18 protein-coding genes are annotated in these 17,623 nt (G+C 34.8%); 10 read left to right on the top strand and 8 right to left on the bottom strand.

What is annotated here, in order from left to right; translation table 11 throughout:
• The first annotated feature begins 50 nt into the window (after nucleotides 1-50).
• The 3 genes from LUA90_RS08155 to LUA90_RS08165 all read left to right on the top strand — a co-directional run bounded on the left by LUA90_RS08155 (nucleotide 51) and on the right by LUA90_RS08165 (nucleotide 3,047).
• Nucleotides 51-1,034, top strand: coding sequence for a M28 family peptidase (locus LUA90_RS08155; protein ID WP_231459094.1), 984 nt, complete (start codon nucleotides 51-53; stop codon nucleotides 1,032-1,034).
• Between the two features lie 170 nt (nucleotides 1,035-1,204).
• Nucleotides 1,205-2,065, top strand: coding sequence for a nuclear transport factor 2 family protein (locus tag LUA90_RS08160; protein ID WP_231490700.1), 861 nt, complete (start codon nucleotides 1,205-1,207; stop codon nucleotides 2,063-2,065).
• A 97-nt stretch (nucleotides 2,066-2,162) separates the two neighbouring features.
• Nucleotides 2,163-3,047: a glycerophosphodiester phosphodiesterase family protein gene (locus LUA90_RS08165; protein WP_231490701.1), complete on the top strand. Its 885-nt coding sequence runs from the start codon at nucleotides 2,163-2,165 to the stop codon at nucleotides 3,045-3,047.
• 205 nt (nucleotides 3,048-3,252) lie between these two features.
• On the opposite strand, the gene LUA90_RS08170 is transcribed toward LUA90_RS08165, so the two are convergent.
• The 4 genes from LUA90_RS08170 to LUA90_RS08185 all read right to left on the bottom strand — a co-directional run bounded on the left by LUA90_RS08170 (nucleotide 3,253) and on the right by LUA90_RS08185 (nucleotide 6,634).
• Nucleotides 3,253-3,450: a hypothetical protein gene (locus LUA90_RS08170; protein ID WP_231459097.1), complete on the bottom strand. Its 198-nt coding sequence runs from the start codon at nucleotides 3,448-3,450 to the stop codon at nucleotides 3,253-3,255.
• A 199-nt stretch (nucleotides 3,451-3,649) separates the two neighbouring features.
• Nucleotides 3,650-4,612 (bottom strand): MoxR family ATPase, encoded by a 963-nt coding sequence (locus LUA90_RS08175; RefSeq protein WP_231459098.1) that lies wholly within the window; start codon nucleotides 4,610-4,612, stop codon nucleotides 3,650-3,652.
• Nucleotides 4,613-4,617: 5 nt separating this feature from the next.
• Nucleotides 4,618-5,985 (bottom strand): peptidylprolyl isomerase, encoded by a 1,368-nt coding sequence (locus LUA90_RS08180; protein WP_231459099.1) that lies wholly within the window; start codon nucleotides 5,983-5,985, stop codon nucleotides 4,618-4,620.
• A gap of 61 nt (nucleotides 5,986-6,046) precedes the next feature.
• Complete coding sequence (locus LUA90_RS08185; RefSeq protein WP_231459100.1) at nucleotides 6,047-6,634, bottom strand: hypothetical protein; 588 nt, start codon at nucleotides 6,632-6,634, stop codon at nucleotides 6,047-6,049.
• A gap of 104 nt (nucleotides 6,635-6,738) precedes the next feature.
• Here LUA90_RS08185 and LUA90_RS08190 point away from each other — a divergent pair, with 104 nt between their 5' ends.
• Nucleotides 6,739-7,395 (top strand): hypothetical protein, encoded by a 657-nt coding sequence (locus LUA90_RS08190; RefSeq protein WP_231459101.1) that lies wholly within the window; start codon nucleotides 6,739-6,741, stop codon nucleotides 7,393-7,395.
• A gap of 12 nt (nucleotides 7,396-7,407) precedes the next feature.
• Nucleotides 7,408-7,980 (top strand): non-canonical purine NTP diphosphatase, encoded by a 573-nt coding sequence (locus LUA90_RS08195; RefSeq protein ID WP_231459102.1) that lies wholly within the window; start codon nucleotides 7,408-7,410, stop codon nucleotides 7,978-7,980.
• A gap of 1 nt (nucleotide 7,981) precedes the next feature.
• On the opposite strand, the gene LUA90_RS08200 is transcribed toward LUA90_RS08195, so the two are convergent.
• Entirely contained in the window at nucleotides 7,982-10,231 is a 2,250-nt protein-coding gene (locus LUA90_RS08200) for an OstA-like protein (RefSeq protein ID WP_231459103.1), read from the bottom strand.
• Between the two features lie 64 nt (nucleotides 10,232-10,295).
• Between LUA90_RS08200 and tilS the strand changes: the two genes are divergently transcribed.
• From tilS to LUA90_RS08225, 5 genes are all read left to right on the top strand, one after another.
• A complete protein-coding gene (gene tilS, locus LUA90_RS08205; RefSeq protein ID WP_231459104.1) occupies nucleotides 10,296-11,627 on the top strand; it encodes a tRNA lysidine(34) synthetase TilS in 1,332 nt (443 codons plus the stop codon).
• A gap of 1 nt (nucleotide 11,628) precedes the next feature.
• The gene (locus LUA90_RS08210; protein WP_231459105.1) at nucleotides 11,629-12,114 is read left to right on the top strand and encodes a hypothetical protein; all 486 of its coding nucleotides are present in this window, start codon (nucleotides 11,629-11,631) and stop codon (nucleotides 12,112-12,114) included.
• 142 nt (nucleotides 12,115-12,256) lie between these two features.
• Nucleotides 12,257-12,721 (top strand): hypothetical protein, encoded by a 465-nt coding sequence (locus LUA90_RS08215; RefSeq protein ID WP_231459106.1) that lies wholly within the window; start codon nucleotides 12,257-12,259, stop codon nucleotides 12,719-12,721.
• 79 nt (nucleotides 12,722-12,800) lie between these two features.
• Nucleotides 12,801-13,151 (top strand): GxxExxY protein, encoded by a 351-nt coding sequence (locus LUA90_RS08220; protein ID WP_255717629.1) that lies wholly within the window; start codon nucleotides 12,801-12,803, stop codon nucleotides 13,149-13,151.
• Between the two features lie 115 nt (nucleotides 13,152-13,266).
• Nucleotides 13,267-14,763 (top strand): NAD(P)H-hydrate dehydratase, encoded by a 1,497-nt coding sequence (locus tag LUA90_RS08225; RefSeq protein ID WP_231459108.1) that lies wholly within the window; start codon nucleotides 13,267-13,269, stop codon nucleotides 14,761-14,763.
• A 74-nt stretch (nucleotides 14,764-14,837) separates the two neighbouring features.
• On the opposite strand, the gene LUA90_RS08230 is transcribed toward LUA90_RS08225, so the two are convergent.
• The 3 genes from LUA90_RS08230 to lipA form a co-directional block, all read right to left on the bottom strand.
• Nucleotides 14,838-15,689, bottom strand: a complete 852-nt coding sequence (locus LUA90_RS08230; RefSeq protein ID WP_231459109.1) for an anti-sigma factor domain-containing protein — start codon at nucleotides 15,687-15,689, stop codon at nucleotides 14,838-14,840.
• A gap of 2 nt (nucleotides 15,690-15,691) precedes the next feature.
• Nucleotides 15,692-16,243, bottom strand: a complete 552-nt coding sequence (locus LUA90_RS08235; RefSeq protein WP_231459110.1) for an RNA polymerase sigma factor — start codon at nucleotides 16,241-16,243, stop codon at nucleotides 15,692-15,694.
• Between the two features lie 126 nt (nucleotides 16,244-16,369).
• Nucleotides 16,370-17,263, bottom strand: coding sequence for a lipoyl synthase (gene lipA / locus LUA90_RS08240; protein ID WP_231459111.1), 894 nt, complete (start codon nucleotides 17,261-17,263; stop codon nucleotides 16,370-16,372).
• Between the last annotated feature and the right edge of the window lie 360 nt (nucleotides 17,264-17,623).

The raw sequence follows: 17,623 nt of genomic DNA on the forward strand, positions 1-17,623 counted from the left end.
CTTTTCATTTAAGCTTTAATCTTTTCCCTTTCAGCTTTTAACTTATAACAATGAATAAAAAACTTTTAATACTATCCTTACTTACAATTTTTGCTTTTCAAGCCTGTAAAAACGAGAAAAAATCTTCAGAAGACAGCGAAACTACAACAACGGAAATTAAGTTGGTTTCACCAGATTTTAATGCTGATAGTGCCTTTGCATATACAAAAGCTCAGGTAGATTTCGGTCCGCGTATTCCTGGAACCAATGCCCACAAAAAATGTGCTATTTATCTGGTTAGTAAATTAAAATCATTTGGTGCAAAGGTAAATATTGAGGGCGAACCAACTAAAACTTATGATGGTAAAACCTTTCAGCTAAAAAACATTGTGGCAAGCTTTAATCCTGAAAATAAGAACAGGGTTTTGGTTACCGCCCATTGGGATGCTAGGCCATTTTCTGATCAAGATACCGACCCTGTAAATCATACAAAACCCTTCGATGCTGCAAATGATGCGGGTAGCGGAGTGGCTGTAATACTTGAAATGGCTCGCCAGATTCAACAAAAACAACCTAATGTTGGTGTAGATTTTGTGCTTTGGGATTTGGAAGACTACGGTAAAGCTAATGATGAAACACCTGATGAAATCACCTGGTGTTTGGGTTCGCAATATTGGGCTAAAAATGCGGTGAAAATGGGCTATAAAGCTATTTATGGTATCAATCTGGATATGGTAGGCGGCGGGAACGCTCAGTTTACTCAAGATGAAATATCCCGCCAATCTGCTCCTGAAGTTGTTAATAAAGTTTGGAATATCGGTAGTGAAATTGGTTATTCATCATACTTTGTAAGTATCCCAAGCGGAAAGTTAGTTGATGATCATTTCTGGGTTAATAAAGCCGGCGTTCCTTGCGTCGATATTATTCATTATAACGATAACAGTGGGTTTTACATTAATTGGCATACCCAATTGGATAACTTAGCCAACATTGATAAAAATACATTAAAGGCAACCGGACAAACGGTTTTGGAAACCATTTATCGTGAGAAATAGCAATGTTTAATTGTTAATTACTTTTAAATATGCAGCCAAAAGAAAATTTTATATTCGCTCTATCTAAACATAAAAACATAGTTGAAGTAGTCATGTGCGAAATTCTCAACACAGATATCCATACAAGGCGTATTTCTTTATAAAAACTAACAAATAATAAATATCTACAGATGAAACAAATCTTCTCAACCGCATTGGCTTCGCTTTTAGCTTTTGGTGCATTTGCACAAAAGAGCGATGGAACTACAAAATCTTTAGTTAATGCAGAAAAAGAATTCGCTAAATCGATAGCAAAAAATGGTGATAAAGAGTCGTATATAGAATACTCATCAGCAAACACATTAGTATTTAGACCGAACCCGGTAAATGCAAAAACTTTCTATGCGAGCCAATCTAAAGGCATGAATGAAGTAAATTGGGAGCCTAATTTGGCAAAGGTTTCTAAAAGTGGCGATTGGGGATTTACCACTGGAAACTATGCTGTTGGTACAACTGATAAAAAATATGGTCAGTATTTATCTATTTGGAAAGCAGAAGCTGGTAAATGGAAGCTAGCTATTGATTTAGGCACAGAGAGTAATAAACCACTGCAAAAAATTGCAGATAGATTTGTTGAACCAAAAGAGCGTGTGGCGCCTAAAACTTTCATAAACGAGAAAGAAATAAAGGCTGGTAAAGATGTTATTCTTACTACCGAGAAAACGCTTAATACCTTCCTTAAAACTCATGGTATTGGTGCTTTTGGAGGATTTTTAACTAATGATGCCCGTTTACTTTTTCCTGGTAATGAAGCCATTGAAGGCAAAGGCAAAATACTATCATTTTTTAATGGGATGATAAGTAAGATAAACCTTAAAACAACAGTAGTTGATAAGGCTGCTGGTAGCGATTTTGCTTATACTTATGGCGTTGCAACTATTGATTACAAAGCAGATTTACGTGAAAGCTTTAATTATGTTTTCATTTACGAAAAAGCTGCTGATGCAAGCTGGAACTTAATTGTTCAGGCTTTTGTACCAGCAGAAAGATAATTTATAATGTGAACCTTTAGAAGGGCTATCTGTAAAAAGAAAGCCCTTTTTTTATATGTAAAGCATTAGTTTTACGTTTATGATAAAAATAAATTTCATGATTAAAAAATTAATACTGTTTCCAATCTTCTTCTTATTTATTATTGATGCTTTTGCTCAAAAACAGAAGTTTGATGTTCAGGGTAAAGCCGGTGCAAGAGGCATTATGCCCGAAAACACAATACAGGGAATGCTTAAAGCCTTAGATTTAGGCGTTACTACAATAGAAATGGATGCAGTTATCTCAAAAGACAAACAGGTAATTTTATCTCAAGAGCCATATTTTAATTCCGAAATTTCTTTACAACCCAACGGAAAGGCCATTACCTTGAAGGATCAAAAGAATTTCAATATTTATAAAATGAATTATGAGGAGATAAAGAAATTTGATGTTGGCAGCAAAATTCATAACCGTTTTCCCGGGCAAATGAAATTTAAAGCTTACAAACCATCGCTTACAGAAACAATTGATGCCGTTGAAGCTTATGTTAAAGAAAATAAACTTTCAAAACCGATGTATAGCATCGAAACCAAAACCATAAAAAACGGTGATAATGAATTTCATCCTGAGCCGGCTGAATTTATTGAATTGATTATGGCTGTAGTTACGGAAAAAAAACTGACCAAAAGGGTTATTATCGAATCGTTTGATATGCGAACGCTTCAATATCTTCATGAAAAATATCCTAAAATTCAAACTTCTTTGTTAATTGATGAGAAAGAATCTTTTGAAGATTATATAAAAAAACTTGGATTTAAGCCGACAATATATAGTCCTTACTCTGTTTTAGTTGGTAAAGGATTGGTAGATAGATGCCACGCCATGGGCGTTAAAATTATACCCTGGACGGTTAATACCATTAAAGACATCAACTATTTCAAGAGTTTAGGTGTTGACGGTATCATTACCGATTTCCCTAATTTAATGAATCAAATTAAGTAACGAAAACTTTGATTCTTTTACGGTCATTGAAGCAAAAACAATTAATAAAATCGTCATTTCGAGTTGCGGAGCAATCTCCTGACAAAAGATTTCATTGTGCCTCGCAATGCTGGAATGATGCCTAAATTCACTTTAATAATGCCTAAAATAAATAAGGTTCTGATAAACTAATATCAGAACCTTCTTTGCTTCACTTAAAAAAATCTTAGTGATGAGGTTTTGCTTCTTCAGTATGTGCAGCTTCTGTTTTTTCATGGGAAGATGAAGTTCCTTCTTCTGCATGATGAAAAATAGGTCTGGTAAAAACCACGCAAAGGATTAAAACGATAATCCATACGGTTAATGGTAATGCCCAAATCCCTTTTGTTTGCTGAACTGGTGCGTGTGAGTCGTGAGCTGACATATCTAATATTTTTGATTTAAAATTTGCTTTTTAATGTGTGTAAAGATAACAACAATGTTCAAAAAAATAAATTTTAAGGACATTGTTTAATTAATCTTAAAATTGTTGCGGTAATCTTTTAATTATATGGAAGCTAAGTGATGTAGTTAATTTACCAAGGCTTACGATGCTGAAATAAATTCAGCATAACAATAAAGTTTTAGAGTAAATCGTTGATTATCTTCTCAATAGATAAACCTTCTGCTTCAGCACGATAATTACGAACAATTCGATGGCGCAGAATCGGTTCAGCAACCGCTTGAACATCCTCTATGTCTGGTGCATATTTACCGCTTATTGCAGCATGACATTTAGCGCCCAAAACCAAAAATTGCGATGCTCTGGGTCCAGCACCCCAACTTACATATTTATTTATCGCATCTGTTGCAAACTCCGTATTCGGGCGGCTTTTAGCGGCAAGTTTTACCGCGTATTCCAACACATTATCTGTTACAGGAATATCACGTATTAATTTTTGAAAATATTGTATATCATCAGCATGAATAATTTTTTGTAGCGGAGTGGTTTTGTTGCTGGTGGTGTTTCTTACAATATTCAACTCATCTGCAAATGCAGGATAATTAAGCTGAATGTTAAACATAAAGCGGTCTAATTGTGCTTCGGGTAATGGATAGGTTCCTTCTTGCTCAATAGGGTTTTGTGTTGCTAAAACGAAAAAAGGCTTTGGAAGGGAATGGGTTTGACCTGCTGCCGTTACCGATTTTTCTTGCATGGCCTCTAACAAAGCCGCCTGAGTTTTAGGTGGCGTTCTGTTAATTTCATCAGCAAGGATAATATTTGAAAAAACAGGCCCTTTTATAAATTTAAAGTGCCTGTCTTCGCCTAATATCTCTGCGCCAATAATATCGCTTGGCATTAAATCTGGTGTGAACTGAATTCTATTAAAATCTAAATCCAGCACCGAAGCTACCGTTTGTACAAGTAAAGTTTTGGCTAATCCGGGTACGCCAACCAGTAAACAATGTCCGTTACTAAAAATGGCGATTAACACAGATTTTATAATGTCATCTTGTCCAACAACAACCTTGCTAATTTCTGCTTTGATGGTATTGAAAGACTGATGAAGGGCATCTACAGCTTCTACTTCATTCCTGTATTGCATAGGCATTATTTTGTTTCTGTGCTAGTGCTCGATTTTGTCCAGATTTTTAATGAATCGCAAGTTTGAAAGTCTGGATCGATTTTAATGTAAGTGCTTTCTCTTCTTTTTTCAAACCATTCGCTCAATGTACGGTTGGTTTTATCATCTTGTGCTGCTGCCTTTATTTTTGGAAAATCCTGAACCAGGTTTGCTTTGTGTGGTGGAATTTTAGATTTAAGGTATAAAATTCTGTAACCTTGCTTACCATCAGCAGCTGTAAATAATTCTGGTTTAGAAATGCCACCAACTTTCATGGTATCAATTACCAAAAATACTGCAGGGTCTAATTTATCAATTGGGATAAATGTAGTTCTGCTCTGTACATTTTCTGCATTCAACATCATACCACCGTTATATTTTGTTTCTTTATTATCAGAATAAAGGTTCGCTGCGGCTGCAAAACTTAGTTTTTTTGCCATGATGTTGTTGTAGATACTATCTGCATGTAGTTTTGTACGGTCGATACTTGCCTGTGTACTTTTCGGCATAACTAAAATATGACGGGCATGCACCTGTTCGCCTCTTCGTTCTATAACCTGCAAAATATGAAATCCAAATTCTGTTTCAAAAACGGGCGACATTTCGCCTGCTTTAAGTTTGAAGGCCCATGAAGTAAATTCTTTTGCCATCTGGCTTCTATCAAAAAAACCTAAATCTCCACCATCACCAACTGAACCCGGATCTTCTGAATATGCTTTTGCTAAAGCACCAAAATCTTCACCACCTTTAATTCTCAAGCGTAAAGCTTCAATTTTATCATGAAATTTTTCTTTCTCTGCTTTTGTTAATTGAGGATGAAGAATAACCTCTCCAACTTCAACTTCTGTATTAAACTCAGGAAGTGTATCACCTAAAGATTTGTAATATTTCTCAACCTCTAATGGAGTTACATTGATGTTTTCGGTGATTTTAGATTGCATTTTTTGCGCAATCAACTCATCTTTAATAGATGGCCTCATCTCATCTTTGTATTGTAAAACAGATTTATTTAAAAACTGCTCTAAACGCTCCTGTCCGCCTGCACGATTAATGCTGTAACGCATACGTCTGTTTACTTCATCATCAACCTGGCTGTCATCAACCATAATCGAATCGATTTCAGCTTGCTGTTTAAGCAATTTCTGTATTAAGGTATTTTCTAAAATTTTGCATTTAATGTTCGGATCAGCCGCCTGGCCTTGATACAAAATTTGGGTGTATTGTTGATTAATATCCGATAGGAGAATAATATTATTTCCTACAACAGCAGCAACTTTATCTAAATTGTTCTTTTGAGCATAAGTGTTTAAAAACAAGCCCAACAACGCAGTTACTACTAAAAAAACTTTCTTCATTCTATTTATTGTATTTTGCAAATTTAATATTAATGCCCTTATTAATTGAATGTATTGCAATTTATAGCTTCGCTAATTTGCGCAGTTCATTCTCGTTAATTTTAACCTGATATTTCTGTTTAAGGTTATTGAGCCAATTTTCTTCTAATTTTTGCTGATAATCGGCAATTACATCACCTTTTATTTCGCTTAATGGTTTATTGTATTTCAGTTTATTTGTTTGATAAAACCCGGCAATTGCTTCATCATCATCTTGTGCTTTACTCCAGATTTTTTGTTCTGAGATATTAAACATCAGCACACCCTCGCGGTATTCATTTAGTAAAAAATCGTGTTCTTTACCCTTATTGTTAACTTTTTTATGTTCTGCTAATGCATTTTCGTAAGTTTTAACCTCTTCCTGAAAATTTTTGCTTTTATCTAAACCCATTTCCTTCGCATCTAAAACTTTAAGCTTAAAATTAATGTATAAGTTTAAATAGTTTGCAAGGGTATTATAGTCTGTATTAGCGCTTCCGTTGTGACTTTTTTTATAAGCCCACATAAATTCTTTACTGCTTATTGTTTTATTATTTATTGTAGCAACATTTTGAGCAATTGCAGCGTTTGTTACTACACAAAAAATAAGTAAGCAATATGCTTTTCTCACCCGGAGGATTCTATAAATTGTAATGGATAAAAGTAACAATTAGCGGAGCTATTATAAGATATTTAACTAATTTTAACAGATATTATTATACTGCAAAAATACGAATGGAAAACCAGCTTACCAACAATGCCAACGCTTTACGATTATTTTTTACTGATGATGTATTCTTAGTAGAGGATAATTCGGTAAAAATCTCGGCTGAAGCTAGTGACAACACCGTATTGAATGATTTGCCTACTACGGTAACGGAGTTGAAAAGCGTACCAACGGAAGGTAAAGAAACAACTTCTATATCCAATATTCAGTCAACATCAATTCCCGTTTATCAGGAAAACAGCGTAAAAACAGTAATTCTTGAAGAACCTTTAACACAGCCGAAGCCTTTCAAATTTTTAGGAGGCAATAAAAAGTCGGTGTTGATTTTGGTTAACGATAATGTTAATGATGTAAGTACAGAACAGGGTAGAGATTTGCTTAGAAAAATTGTTAAAGCGATTGATTTAGTAACGGCTGATTTTGCATTATTGAATTATGCAGCCTACCATAATACCGACTTTTCAGAACTTCAGCAATTTTTTAATCCGCAACTAATGTTATCATTTGGGGTTGATATCCATCAATTGAAACTAAATCTCGCCTGGAAAAATGAAATTATCCTTTATCAAAATACAAGAATGATTTTTGCACCGAACCTGCATGATTTGGATGCAGATTTACCAGCAAAGAAAATGCTTTGGGCAAATCTTCAACTTATAAAATAAATACTCTTTTTAATGAAAAAGCTCGTTTTCGCTACTAATAACGACCATAAAACAGAAGAAATTCGTGCTGCGTTGGCTGGTCAGTATGAGGTTTTGAATTTAAAAGATATTGGTTGCGAAACCGATATTCCGGAAACTGCTGATACTTTTGATGGTAATGCAACCTTAAAAAGTGGTTATGTTGTTGCGCATTACAATTTAGATTGTTTTGCTGATGATAGCGGTTTAGAAATTGAAGCTTTAAATAATGAGCCTGGTGTTTATTCTGCCCGCTACGCTGGGAGTAGAGATAGCGCTGAAAATATTCAATTGGTTTTGGCTAAATTACAAGGTTCTGAAAATAGAAAAGCCAGATTTAAAACGGTTATATCCTTAATGCAGGACGGACAAAATCATTTATTTGAGGGTGTGATTAATGGAACAATCAGAACAGAATTATCAGGTTCAAATGGTTTTGGTTACGACCCGATTTTTCAACCAGATGGCTATGAAATTACCTTTGCAGAGATGAACCTTGCTGAAAAAAACAGAATAAGTCACAGGGCAATTGCTTTGCAAAAAATGCTGACTTTCCTTAAATCTTAAATCAATAATTAATTCCTTTTGGTTTTACTGAAGTAGAATCCATTTTCGGTAAAATTGGTTTAATTTCATTTAGCAAAGAGTCTATTTTTGCAGTGTTTTTTGGTGCAATAATTTTGGGAATATCTTTAGAAACCGATGGCGAATTAACTTTTGGCGACACAGGCTTCTTTATTGCAGTTGATTTAGTAACCGGGGCTTTAGCTTTCGCTTTAGGTTTGCCAACAGAACCAATAGCATCTTTTTTAGACCGTGGTCTTTCTTTCGGTTTCCACGAAAATCCTTTTAAAACATGATCTTTAGCAATGGTATTTTCGGGGTTTAGTGCACCTTCTACACTGCTGATGTAGGTAATGTCATCAATATCGTTATTTTTAAAAGTGAACTTTATCCGGCTACTCAAAGTTTGGTTCATCTCTTTGTAAACCTTTGTGCTATCATCTTGTGTGTAATAAATACTTTCAGCATTTCCATCAACATATAAAGTTTTAAGTTTTCCTTCGGAAAAAAAGCCAGTCATGTATCGGCCTTTAATTTGATTAAACCGTAAAGAATCGATTGGAGTATTTACTAGAAAGGCATTCCTAAAAGCCTGCAAATTGTTTAATTTATTTTTCTTGAATTGAACATAAATGGTATCGCCAACCATTTGCGAACCTTCTGACCAAATAATAGGATTTACGAAACAGCGCAAAGTAGAATCGGCGCTGGTGTAAAATAAACTATCTGTTTTTGCCTGTATGTTGCTTTTGTAAATGCGAACGTTGTGGTAGGCTTTAATGGTTCTTGCCTGAACGGTATCTGCAGGGTTAATAACCGAATCTGGCTTTAAAATTTTAGCTGTAGTACTTTTTAAGTTTTTAGCTACAGCGTTTTTGTTAAGCAAACTATCTACTGTTGTTTTAGCTTTTGTATTTACATTAGGTGTTATAGCTTTCTCAAGCTTTAAACTATCCTTCAATTTTGTGGAAGATTTTGATAATGTTGAATCAATCTTGAGCTTTGAAGCTGCTATTTTTAAGCTATCTGGTTTGGGTATTTTATTACGGAGCGAATCCAGATTCAATTTTGTACTATCAAGCGTAGCTTTTTTTAATAGATCTGGCTTTATTGGCTCATTTTTATCACCACGTTTGTTCTTTTGCTTCTGGTCGTTTTTAGGCTCAGTCTTGTCTATATTTCGAGCTGGTGGCGGTAGTTTGCCTTTTTTTTCAGGTTTTTCGGCATCTCCGCCTTCTTCCTCATCTTCACCAACCTGGTTATCTGCTTTCACAGAAATCTTTGGAACAAGCTTCAAAGTTTTCTGTAATACCATTTGTGTTTCCAGGGTATCCGCTCCAAGTCTTAAAGTATCCGGGCGCTTTTTATCTTTTACTGTTATAGAATCACCAGAAATAATATCTACATAAGCGTTTTTGGTTACCAGTGTTCGTTGATCTATTTTATAGTAATAACCTAAATCGCCAAACATTTTGGTGCCGTCTTTTTTATCTGTAAAAACTATATTTTTTACCGCTTTACCATATCCTGCTTTACCAAAATAGTACAAACTATCACCTCTTAGCGATTTTGTGTCTTGTGTGTATAAATTCTTTTTACCGAAATAAGCATCTTCTGTTAAGGTGTTGTATGCGCCATTTTCAGTATATAAATTATCGTCTTTTCCTTTAATATTGGTCGGGCCATAAAAATAAGTCCATTTGGTATCTACGTTGTAGCGCATCGTATCAGACTTGATTGTACTTTGCGGGGTAACCACCAATACATTGTAGCGGAAATAAGCATCGCTGCTATTGTTAAAATAATATCCGTTTTTGCTGGTTAGCGTAACATCTTGTGTTTGAATTTTTCCGCCACTGGTATAAGTACCAATCTTTGCAACCATATCATAATCCAAAATATTGGTGGTAAGGGTAGATTTTGGATCAATCATTTTAACATTTCCGGTTAAATGCGCATGCTTTTTATTTCCATCATATTGCAGCTCATCCGAATAAATATCAGTTGTTAATTGTTGGATGTGAACATTTCTATAGGCTTCAAAATAATTGCGTTCGGTGTAAAAGATTGCGCTATCACAAGTTAGTGTTGCATTATCTTGCTGAAAAACAGGGTTTTTTAAGAAAATTGCATTCTTATCTCTAACGCCCGTTACGCTCGATGAGGAAATAATTTTTATAATAGAACCCTTTTTTTGTCCGAATAAAAACAAAGGACCAATTAAAAAGAAGAGAAAGACAAATATTTTTTGCACCCTACAAAGTTAGTTTTTTGTTTTGAACGTTCAGAAACCGATTAAAATTAAATATTTTTGATGAATGTTACCCTTAAAACAATTTCAGGAATTTATAAACCAGCATAAACTGTTTACAAGTGGTAATAAGATTTTGCTTGCCGTAAGCGGCGGTAAAGATTCGATATTAATGCTTCATTTATTCAAAGCTTTAGGCGTTAATATTGGTGTAGCCCATTGTAATTTTAATTTACGGGCAGATGAGGCAACTCGCGACGAACATTTTGTTAAAATGTTATCAGCTTCGCTAAATCTTTCTTTTCATTTAACGCAGTTTGATACAAAAAAATATGCTGCAGAACATAAAATTTCTACTCAAATGGCAGCGAGAGAACTCCGTTACCAATGGTTTGAAGAAATCCGTGTACAGCATGGTTATGATTATATCGCTTTAGCCCAACACCAAAACGACGCTGTTGAAACTGTGCTGATTAACTTGGTTAGAGGAACCGGAATTAGTGGCTTGCATGGTATTTTGCCCAAGCGGGATAAATTAATTCGGCCCCTTTTATTTCTCACCAGAGCCGAAATTAATGCTTTAGTTGATGAGCACGACATTAGCTTTGTAGAAGACAGCTCTAACTTAAGCACAAATTATACTCGGAATAAAATAAGGCTAGATGTAATTCCTCATCTTCAACAAATTAACCCAAACCTCGAGCACACATTTGAGCAAAATATAAACCGTTTTAGTCAGTTGGAAGAATTTTTGATTTTGAGTGTTAAACGGTTGTCGCTTCAAATCGTTCAGCATAAAAAAGATGGGATATATATTGCAATAAAAGATATAGATGCACTTGAGCCGCAAAACTTATTATTATTTGAATTGCTGAAACCATACCACTTTACAGATCAGGTTGTGGCTGATTTAATTAGCAATCTGCATAAGCAAAGCGGATTGAAATTTTTAAGCGCCACACATCAGGCAATAATTGACAGAGATTTTTTAATAATTTCAAAGCTTGATGATGGCTTTCATCAGCATAAAATGATTCATCAGCAAGAAACTGATTTTTACTTTGGCGATTATCATTTTAGCCTAAATTTTAGTAATGAAATCAATTTTATGACAGATAAGAGGGTAGTCTATGTAGATGCTCAAAATCTGGTTTTTCCAATGGTGATGAGAAACTGGCAAAATGGAGATAAGTTTATCCCGCTAGGAATGCAAAATTTTAAAAAGCTTAGCGACTTTTTTATCGATGAAAAAGTTCCATTGCATTTGAAAGGCAAAATTCCAATTTTAATAAACGGAAATGGTGATATTATTTGGATTGCAGGATTTAGACAGGATAACCGCTACAAATTAACTAAGGCAACAAAAAAAGTTGCTATATTCGAAGTCAAAATTAAATAAGTTGGAAAGCAGGTACGCATATATCGAAAAACAATATATTGGTCGTGATTATGTTCGCATATTCATCAGGCTAATAATGGCAGCATTTTGTTTTGCTGCTTACGTTTACGAACGCGACCGCGATAATACGCAAGATTTGTTTCTGGTAGTGGGTTTCGGGATAATAGGCGTTTCTATGCTTCTGCTTTTCCTCATCCAATATAAAATTATTGTTGATAATGGTAGCATGATTTTAGATGGTCTTTGGACTACCAAACGTGTTAAAATAGATTTAAACAGTATTGTGGATGTTCGTAAAACAACTTACAGTCGTTATTTTTTTAACAATCCCGTATATAACCTACATACAAAAGGCACCATTCGTTTCTACTCATCTGGTAAAGATGCAGTTGTATTAACAGACCGAGATGGTTTAGAGTATTTTATAGGAACTCAAAGGCCAAATGAGTTATTTTTGGTTATCAAAGATGAGATGAAAAACGCGTAGCAATTTTTCTGGGGATAATTTTCCTCAACCTAAACTGCAGGTTTGCTCAATTTTCCTCAAATCATTCCTGCAAGCTCTAAGATCCGGTGTATTTCCAGCGGCACACTTATTGGATATTGATTAGCAATCCAAACAGATTGTAATGAAAAAATTCCTATTTCTAGTGCTTCTTGTATCATGCTACAAAGTGTCACTTTCGCAAACTTATAAAGCGAATGTATCCCAGGATTCTGTTAAAAATCTCAACAACAGAATTGAACTGCTAAAAGCAAACATTAAAATTCTCGAACTGAAAGTTAAAGAATCAGAAGAAGAAGAAGAAGTTGAAAAATTACGACTTAAACTTTTAGAAGCTAATGGAAAAGCTAAAGCATCAGCAGAAGAAACTCATAGTTACTCAGATAAAACAGTAAGCAGCTCAACCATTGATATGAAATCGATGGATAAAATGTCGAAAAAAGTTAAAGGTGATGCTATTGAAGCAAGAAAAGCTTTAGAACGTTTTAACAAACAAGTTGAAAAGGTTGTAGAAATCCGTTCGCAAATACAAACGGAAGAGAGAAAAGTTGGTTACAGAAAGCCAACAATAGTTTTTAGCTATGATTAATTTAGATTCTCTACAATCCAACGACAACCAAGATATGCACAACAATTCGCAAACTGATATTAATTCTCGTAGCAAATTTATGGTACTAATTAATATCGCAATGAATATTCATAGACATTTAGGTAAAAGTTTAAATGCTGGTTTGTATAAATCAGCTTTCGAGAGTGAGCTCTCTGATAAAGGTATAAGCTTCGAAGCCAATAAAAAGTACGATGTAAATTATAATGGTGTTATCCTTAATTATAAATTCCACGTTGATTTTTTAGTAGAGAATGATTTTTTAGTTATCATAAAATCAACTAAACAAACTTTAGATTCAATTGAAACAAACGTATATGAAAAGCTAGTAACACCTAGACCAAAAACAGTGCTTATCATAAATTTTTACGAAGATTTACTTCAGTTTAAAAAGATTATAATAAACGAATAAGCTTTTTTGATTACTGATGAAGCATTTGTTTGTTAAAAATAAAATGCGCCTATTATTCAAAACCGAAACAAATAGCGCTTAAGTTTTATTATTGCTAAAACCATATATTCGTTTTATGCAAACTCTGCTTACTTCTTCACAAATGCGTGCTGCCGACGAATTTACAATTTCCAGCACACCAATAGCGTCAATTGACTTGATGGAAAATGCTGCGAGAGCATTTTGTAGATGTTTTTTAAAGGATGAGTTTAACATCAATAAAAAGATTGCCATTTTCTGCGGCAAAGGGAATAATGGAGGCGACGGCTTAGCTATAGCGCATATTTTATTGTTAAATGGTTACGAAAGTATTAAGGTATACATTGTTAACTTCAGCGATAAGGAAACTGCCGATTTCTCTATAAATCTACAGCGGTTTAATGAATCGGGTTGTAAAAAGGTTATCCTCAATAAGCCATCAGACCTAAAAAATATCTCATCAGATATAATAATCGACGCCATATTATGTTCTGGTTTAAATAGACCTTTATCAAAGGATTACCTTGAATTGGCAAAAAAAATAAATGCGTCTGCAAAGAAAGTTTATGCAGTAGATGTTCCGACAGGTTTTTTTGCAGAAGGAAATTTACCGGATAACTATGAGGGCATCAAAGCCTACAAAACCATCAGTTTCGAAAGACCAAAAATCAATTTCTTTTTTCCGGAAAGCTTGCAGGCAACACAAAAATTTGAAGTTGTTCCAATCGGACTAAATAATGATTATATCCAAAACCAGAACTCAGATTTTTTTCTAGTTGATTTGGATGATATCAAATCTAAAATAAAACCTCGTCAGCTTTTTAGCCATAAAGGTACTTATGGTCACGCTCTGATTATTGCAGGAGATACAAAAACCATGGGCGCCGCATTGCTTTCTTGTAAAGCTTGTTTGCATAGCGGAGCCGGTTTAACAACGGCTTGTATTCCAAATAATGGGTTAATTGCGTTAAATACCTTATTGCCCGAAGTTATGGCGATAGATCGCGATGAAATTTTTAAAACAGAAAATTTAAAGAAATTTTCGGCAATTGCAATTGGTCCGGGATTAGGAACTTCTGAAGAAGCTGAACGCATGCTCGAAAAGTTAATTACGGAAAATATATCGATGGTAATTGATGCCGATGCATTAAATATAATCTCTAAAAAACAAAATTTATTAGAGAAGTTACCACAAAATTCTATCTTAACGCCACATGTTAAAGAATTTGATAGACTTTTCGGAGCACATTCTAATTGGTGGGATAGGGTAGAAACGGCAAGAAAGCAAGCGCAAAAACTAAATGTTGTTATTGTATTAAAGAATCAATACACATTTATTTGTGCGCCAAATCAGAAAGTTTATGTAAATCCAACAGGTAACCCTGCAATGGCGCAAGGTGGTATGGGTGATGTATTAACGGGTATTATAGCCTCGCTTGTGGCTCAGAAATATTCGCCTATTGATGCATGCGTATTGGCCTGCTACCTACATGGAAACGCAGGAGATAGCCTAGCTGAAAATCAGGCAGTTGTTACTGCATCACAAATTGCGGAAAGAATTTCAATAGAATTAAATAATGTGCAGAACGTTTAACAATCTTCTTAATTTTATAAAACAAGAAAGGCATGATTTTTTAAAATCAGGCCTTTCTTAAATACTAAATATTTTTAAACGCCGCCCATTACGGTTAATTTTTCCATCGTTGGATTAACACTGCCGCCCATTGGCTCTAATGTTACTGCAAAGGCCTGTGCCTCTTGAATAGATTGCATTTTAATTATTGCATCTTTTGCTGTAGAATCAGATTTTCCAAAAACGCCTAAGCTTACAGGTTTTCCGTTTACCAGTGCCCAAAGTTGATACTCGTGTTCTGCATCAGCCTTTGGTAAATCCATAGCTAAATGATTAATTAAAACACTTTTATCTTTTTTATTCCAGTAAACATTCATTTTAGAATTCGGACTAATCGGTTGACCCTGCATTCTAATGGTTGCCCACTCTTTACTCTCAGCCATTTCAGCAATGTTGCTTAAGCCTTTGTTATCATATTCAAGCTGACTAACAACTCCTGCAAACTTCTGCTTATCCAGGTTCAAACTAGCAATTTGTGTATTTGCATCGCTTAACTTATTGTATGTAACAAAAAGCGCTGCTACACTAATAACCAATAACGCAACGCAGGCAACCAAAGCGTAGCGCAACGTTTTCACTTTGCCATCGCTTCCATCTAAACGAACAATTTTTGGTTCGTTAATGTAATTATCTGCAGTTTCAAAAACCTCTTCATAAATATTTAAACCCAGCTTATCAAAAAGTTTCTGTTCAACATCTATAGGAGGTTCTACAGCGTTATTTAGCGCATATTGCTCCATAGCTTGCTCAATCGAAGCAATCTCATCTCTAACCTCCTGGTATCGAGATGCTATTTCTTCAACCTGCAGCGTTTCTTCGGCCGATAAATCGCCTAAAACGTACAGCTCAAGTACTCCAGATTCTATATATGCTCTTAAATTTTCCACGCTTAATTAAAACTCCTTCTCAATTCTATAATGGCCAATCGGATTCTGGTTTTAACCGTTCCCAATGGCAAATTTAACTTTTCTGCGGCTTCCACATGTGTGAAACCATTGTAATAAACTAAATTAAGAACAACCTGTAAGTCTGGTTTTAAATTGTTTACAAGTTGCTTAACGCCAAGGGTATCAGGGTTAAATGTTACCTTATTTTGTTCATCAACGAAACTTACGTTATTTTCTATATCTTGGTTTTTCTGAGAATTTTTAAAATCTTTTGAACGAAGCTTATCGATAGAAAGGTTTCGGGCAATATTCATCATCCATGTAAATAGCCTTCCCTTTGTATTGTCGTAATGTGAAGCAGATTGCCAAATTTTTACAAAGGTTTCTTGTAAAACGTCTTCTGCTAATTCAGTATGGGTGATGATACGTGAAATTACCCCATATAGAGCAGAAGAATACATACTGTACAGAGTTTTTAACACTGCCGGATCTTTCGATTGCAATGCCAAAACTATTTCAGTCTCGGTTAAGGTAATTTTTTTTAATGCACTCACTTATGGTACGAATATACAACTCACAACAATAATTGCAAAAAAATGTTTTACAACAATATTCTGTATGGGAGTTCGATTTTGGCTAATAAATAAAACTTTCTATCTTTTGTGAATACCTATATCATTTTAAGCTATGCCTTCAATAGGAAAAAGGTGTTTTTCTGCGTGATAAGAAGAGCGAACTAACGGACCGCTTTCAACATATTTTAACCCTTTCGATAAACCAACTTCTTTGTACATCGCAAATGTATCAGGATGAATCCAATCAACCACCGGGTGGTGGTTTCTGGTTGGTTGCAAATATTGACCTAATGTTAAAATATGTACTCCATTAGCAACTAAATCATCCATAGCCTCAAAAATATCTTCATCTGTTTCTCCTAAGCCAAGCATAATTCCGGTTTTAGTACGTAAACCAAATTCTGAAATTCTTTTTAATGCTTCTAAACTTCTATCGTACTTAGCCTGGATACGCACTTGCTTGGTAAGGCGTTTAACCGTTTCCATATTATGCGAAACCACTTCAGGTCTTTCTTCTAAAAGACGATATAAATTATCCCATTGACCTTTAAAATCAGGTATTAAGGTTTCTAAAGTTGTAATTGGGCTTTCCCTGCGAATGGCCTGCAAAGTTTCTGCCCAGATAATAGAACCGCCATCTTTTAAATCATCACGGTCAACCGAAGTAATTACACAATGTTTAACACCCATTAATCTAACCGAATCGGCAATACGATTTGGCTCATCAACATCAACAGCTAATGGCCGGCCTGTAGCCACAGCACAAAAAGAGCAGCTACGGGTACAAATATTTCCTAAAATCATGAAAGTTGCCGTACCTGCACCCCAACATTCGCCCATGTTTGGGCAATTACCACTCTCGCAAATGGTATGAAGTTTATGTGTATCAACTAAGCTACGTACCTGAGCATATTCCTTACCAACAGGTAATTTAACACGCAACCAATCTGGTTTACGTTTAACTTCAGTTACAGCAGGTACTACCGGTAAATCAATCATAAGGCAAAGTTAAGCAATAGGATTGAAATCTTACACGCTTGAAATGTTGGAATGTTGTAATGTTTGTTTCATATTGTTGAGATAACAATTGCTAAAACTTAATATTGTTAAAAAAGATTTTGGAAAGGTGCTGTACAGCTTATGGCTTAGGTTCGGTCCGTCTTTCCGTTATATCCCCAAAGAAATTTGGGGGATGCCACTTCAATACGGTTTAGGTGGCTAAAACTGAAGCTAAATTTATAGCAAATCTCATGCGACAGAGAAATAATTAATGAAATGCTAAGTAATTAACTTATTCTTAATGAAGATTTAATAATTACACCATAAAATTTAACACTTCTGATTAAATTTTACTAAATA

Origin of the sequence: Pedobacter sp. Leaf170 (assembly GCF_920984665.1) — a bacterium.
GTDB lineage: Bacteria > Bacteroidota > Bacteroidia > Sphingobacteriales > Sphingobacteriaceae > Pedobacter.

Bases quoted from the DNA above. Each gene is read 5' to 3' on its own strand.
- LUA90_RS08220 (WP_255717629.1), top strand. From the start codon at position 12,801: ATGGTACTAATTAATATCGCAATGAATATTCATAGACATTTAGGTAAA.
- LUA90_RS08160 (WP_231490700.1), top strand. From the start codon at position 1,205: ATGAAACAAATCTTCTCAACCGCATTGGCTTCGCTTTTAGCTTTTGGT.
- LUA90_RS08170 (WP_231459097.1), bottom strand. From the start codon at position 3,450: ATGTCAGCTCACGACTCACACGCACCAGTTCAGCAAACAAAAGGGATT.
- LUA90_RS08165 (WP_231490701.1), top strand. From the start codon at position 2,163: ATGATTAAAAAATTAATACTGTTTCCAATCTTCTTCTTATTTATTATT.
- lipA (WP_231459111.1), bottom strand. From the start codon at position 17,263: ATGATTGATTTACCGGTAGTACCTGCTGTAACTGAAGTTAAACGTAAA.
- LUA90_RS08225 (WP_231459108.1), top strand. From the start codon at position 13,267: ATGCAAACTCTGCTTACTTCTTCACAAATGCGTGCTGCCGACGAATTT.
- LUA90_RS08180 (WP_231459099.1), bottom strand. From the start codon at position 5,985: ATGAAGAAAGTTTTTTTAGTAGTAACTGCGTTGTTGGGCTTGTTTTTA.
- LUA90_RS08190 (WP_231459101.1), top strand. From the start codon at position 6,739: ATGGAAAACCAGCTTACCAACAATGCCAACGCTTTACGATTATTTTTT.
- LUA90_RS08175 (WP_231459098.1), bottom strand. From the start codon at position 4,612: ATGCAATACAGGAATGAAGTAGAAGCTGTAGATGCCCTTCATCAGTCT.
- tilS (WP_231459104.1), top strand. From the start codon at position 10,296: ATGTTACCCTTAAAACAATTTCAGGAATTTATAAACCAGCATAAACTG.
- LUA90_RS08215 (WP_231459106.1), top strand. From the start codon at position 12,257: ATGAAAAAATTCCTATTTCTAGTGCTTCTTGTATCATGCTACAAAGTG.
- LUA90_RS08155 (WP_231459094.1), top strand. From the start codon at position 51: ATGAATAAAAAACTTTTAATACTATCCTTACTTACAATTTTTGCTTTT.
- LUA90_RS08195 (WP_231459102.1), top strand. From the start codon at position 7,408: ATGAAAAAGCTCGTTTTCGCTACTAATAACGACCATAAAACAGAAGAA.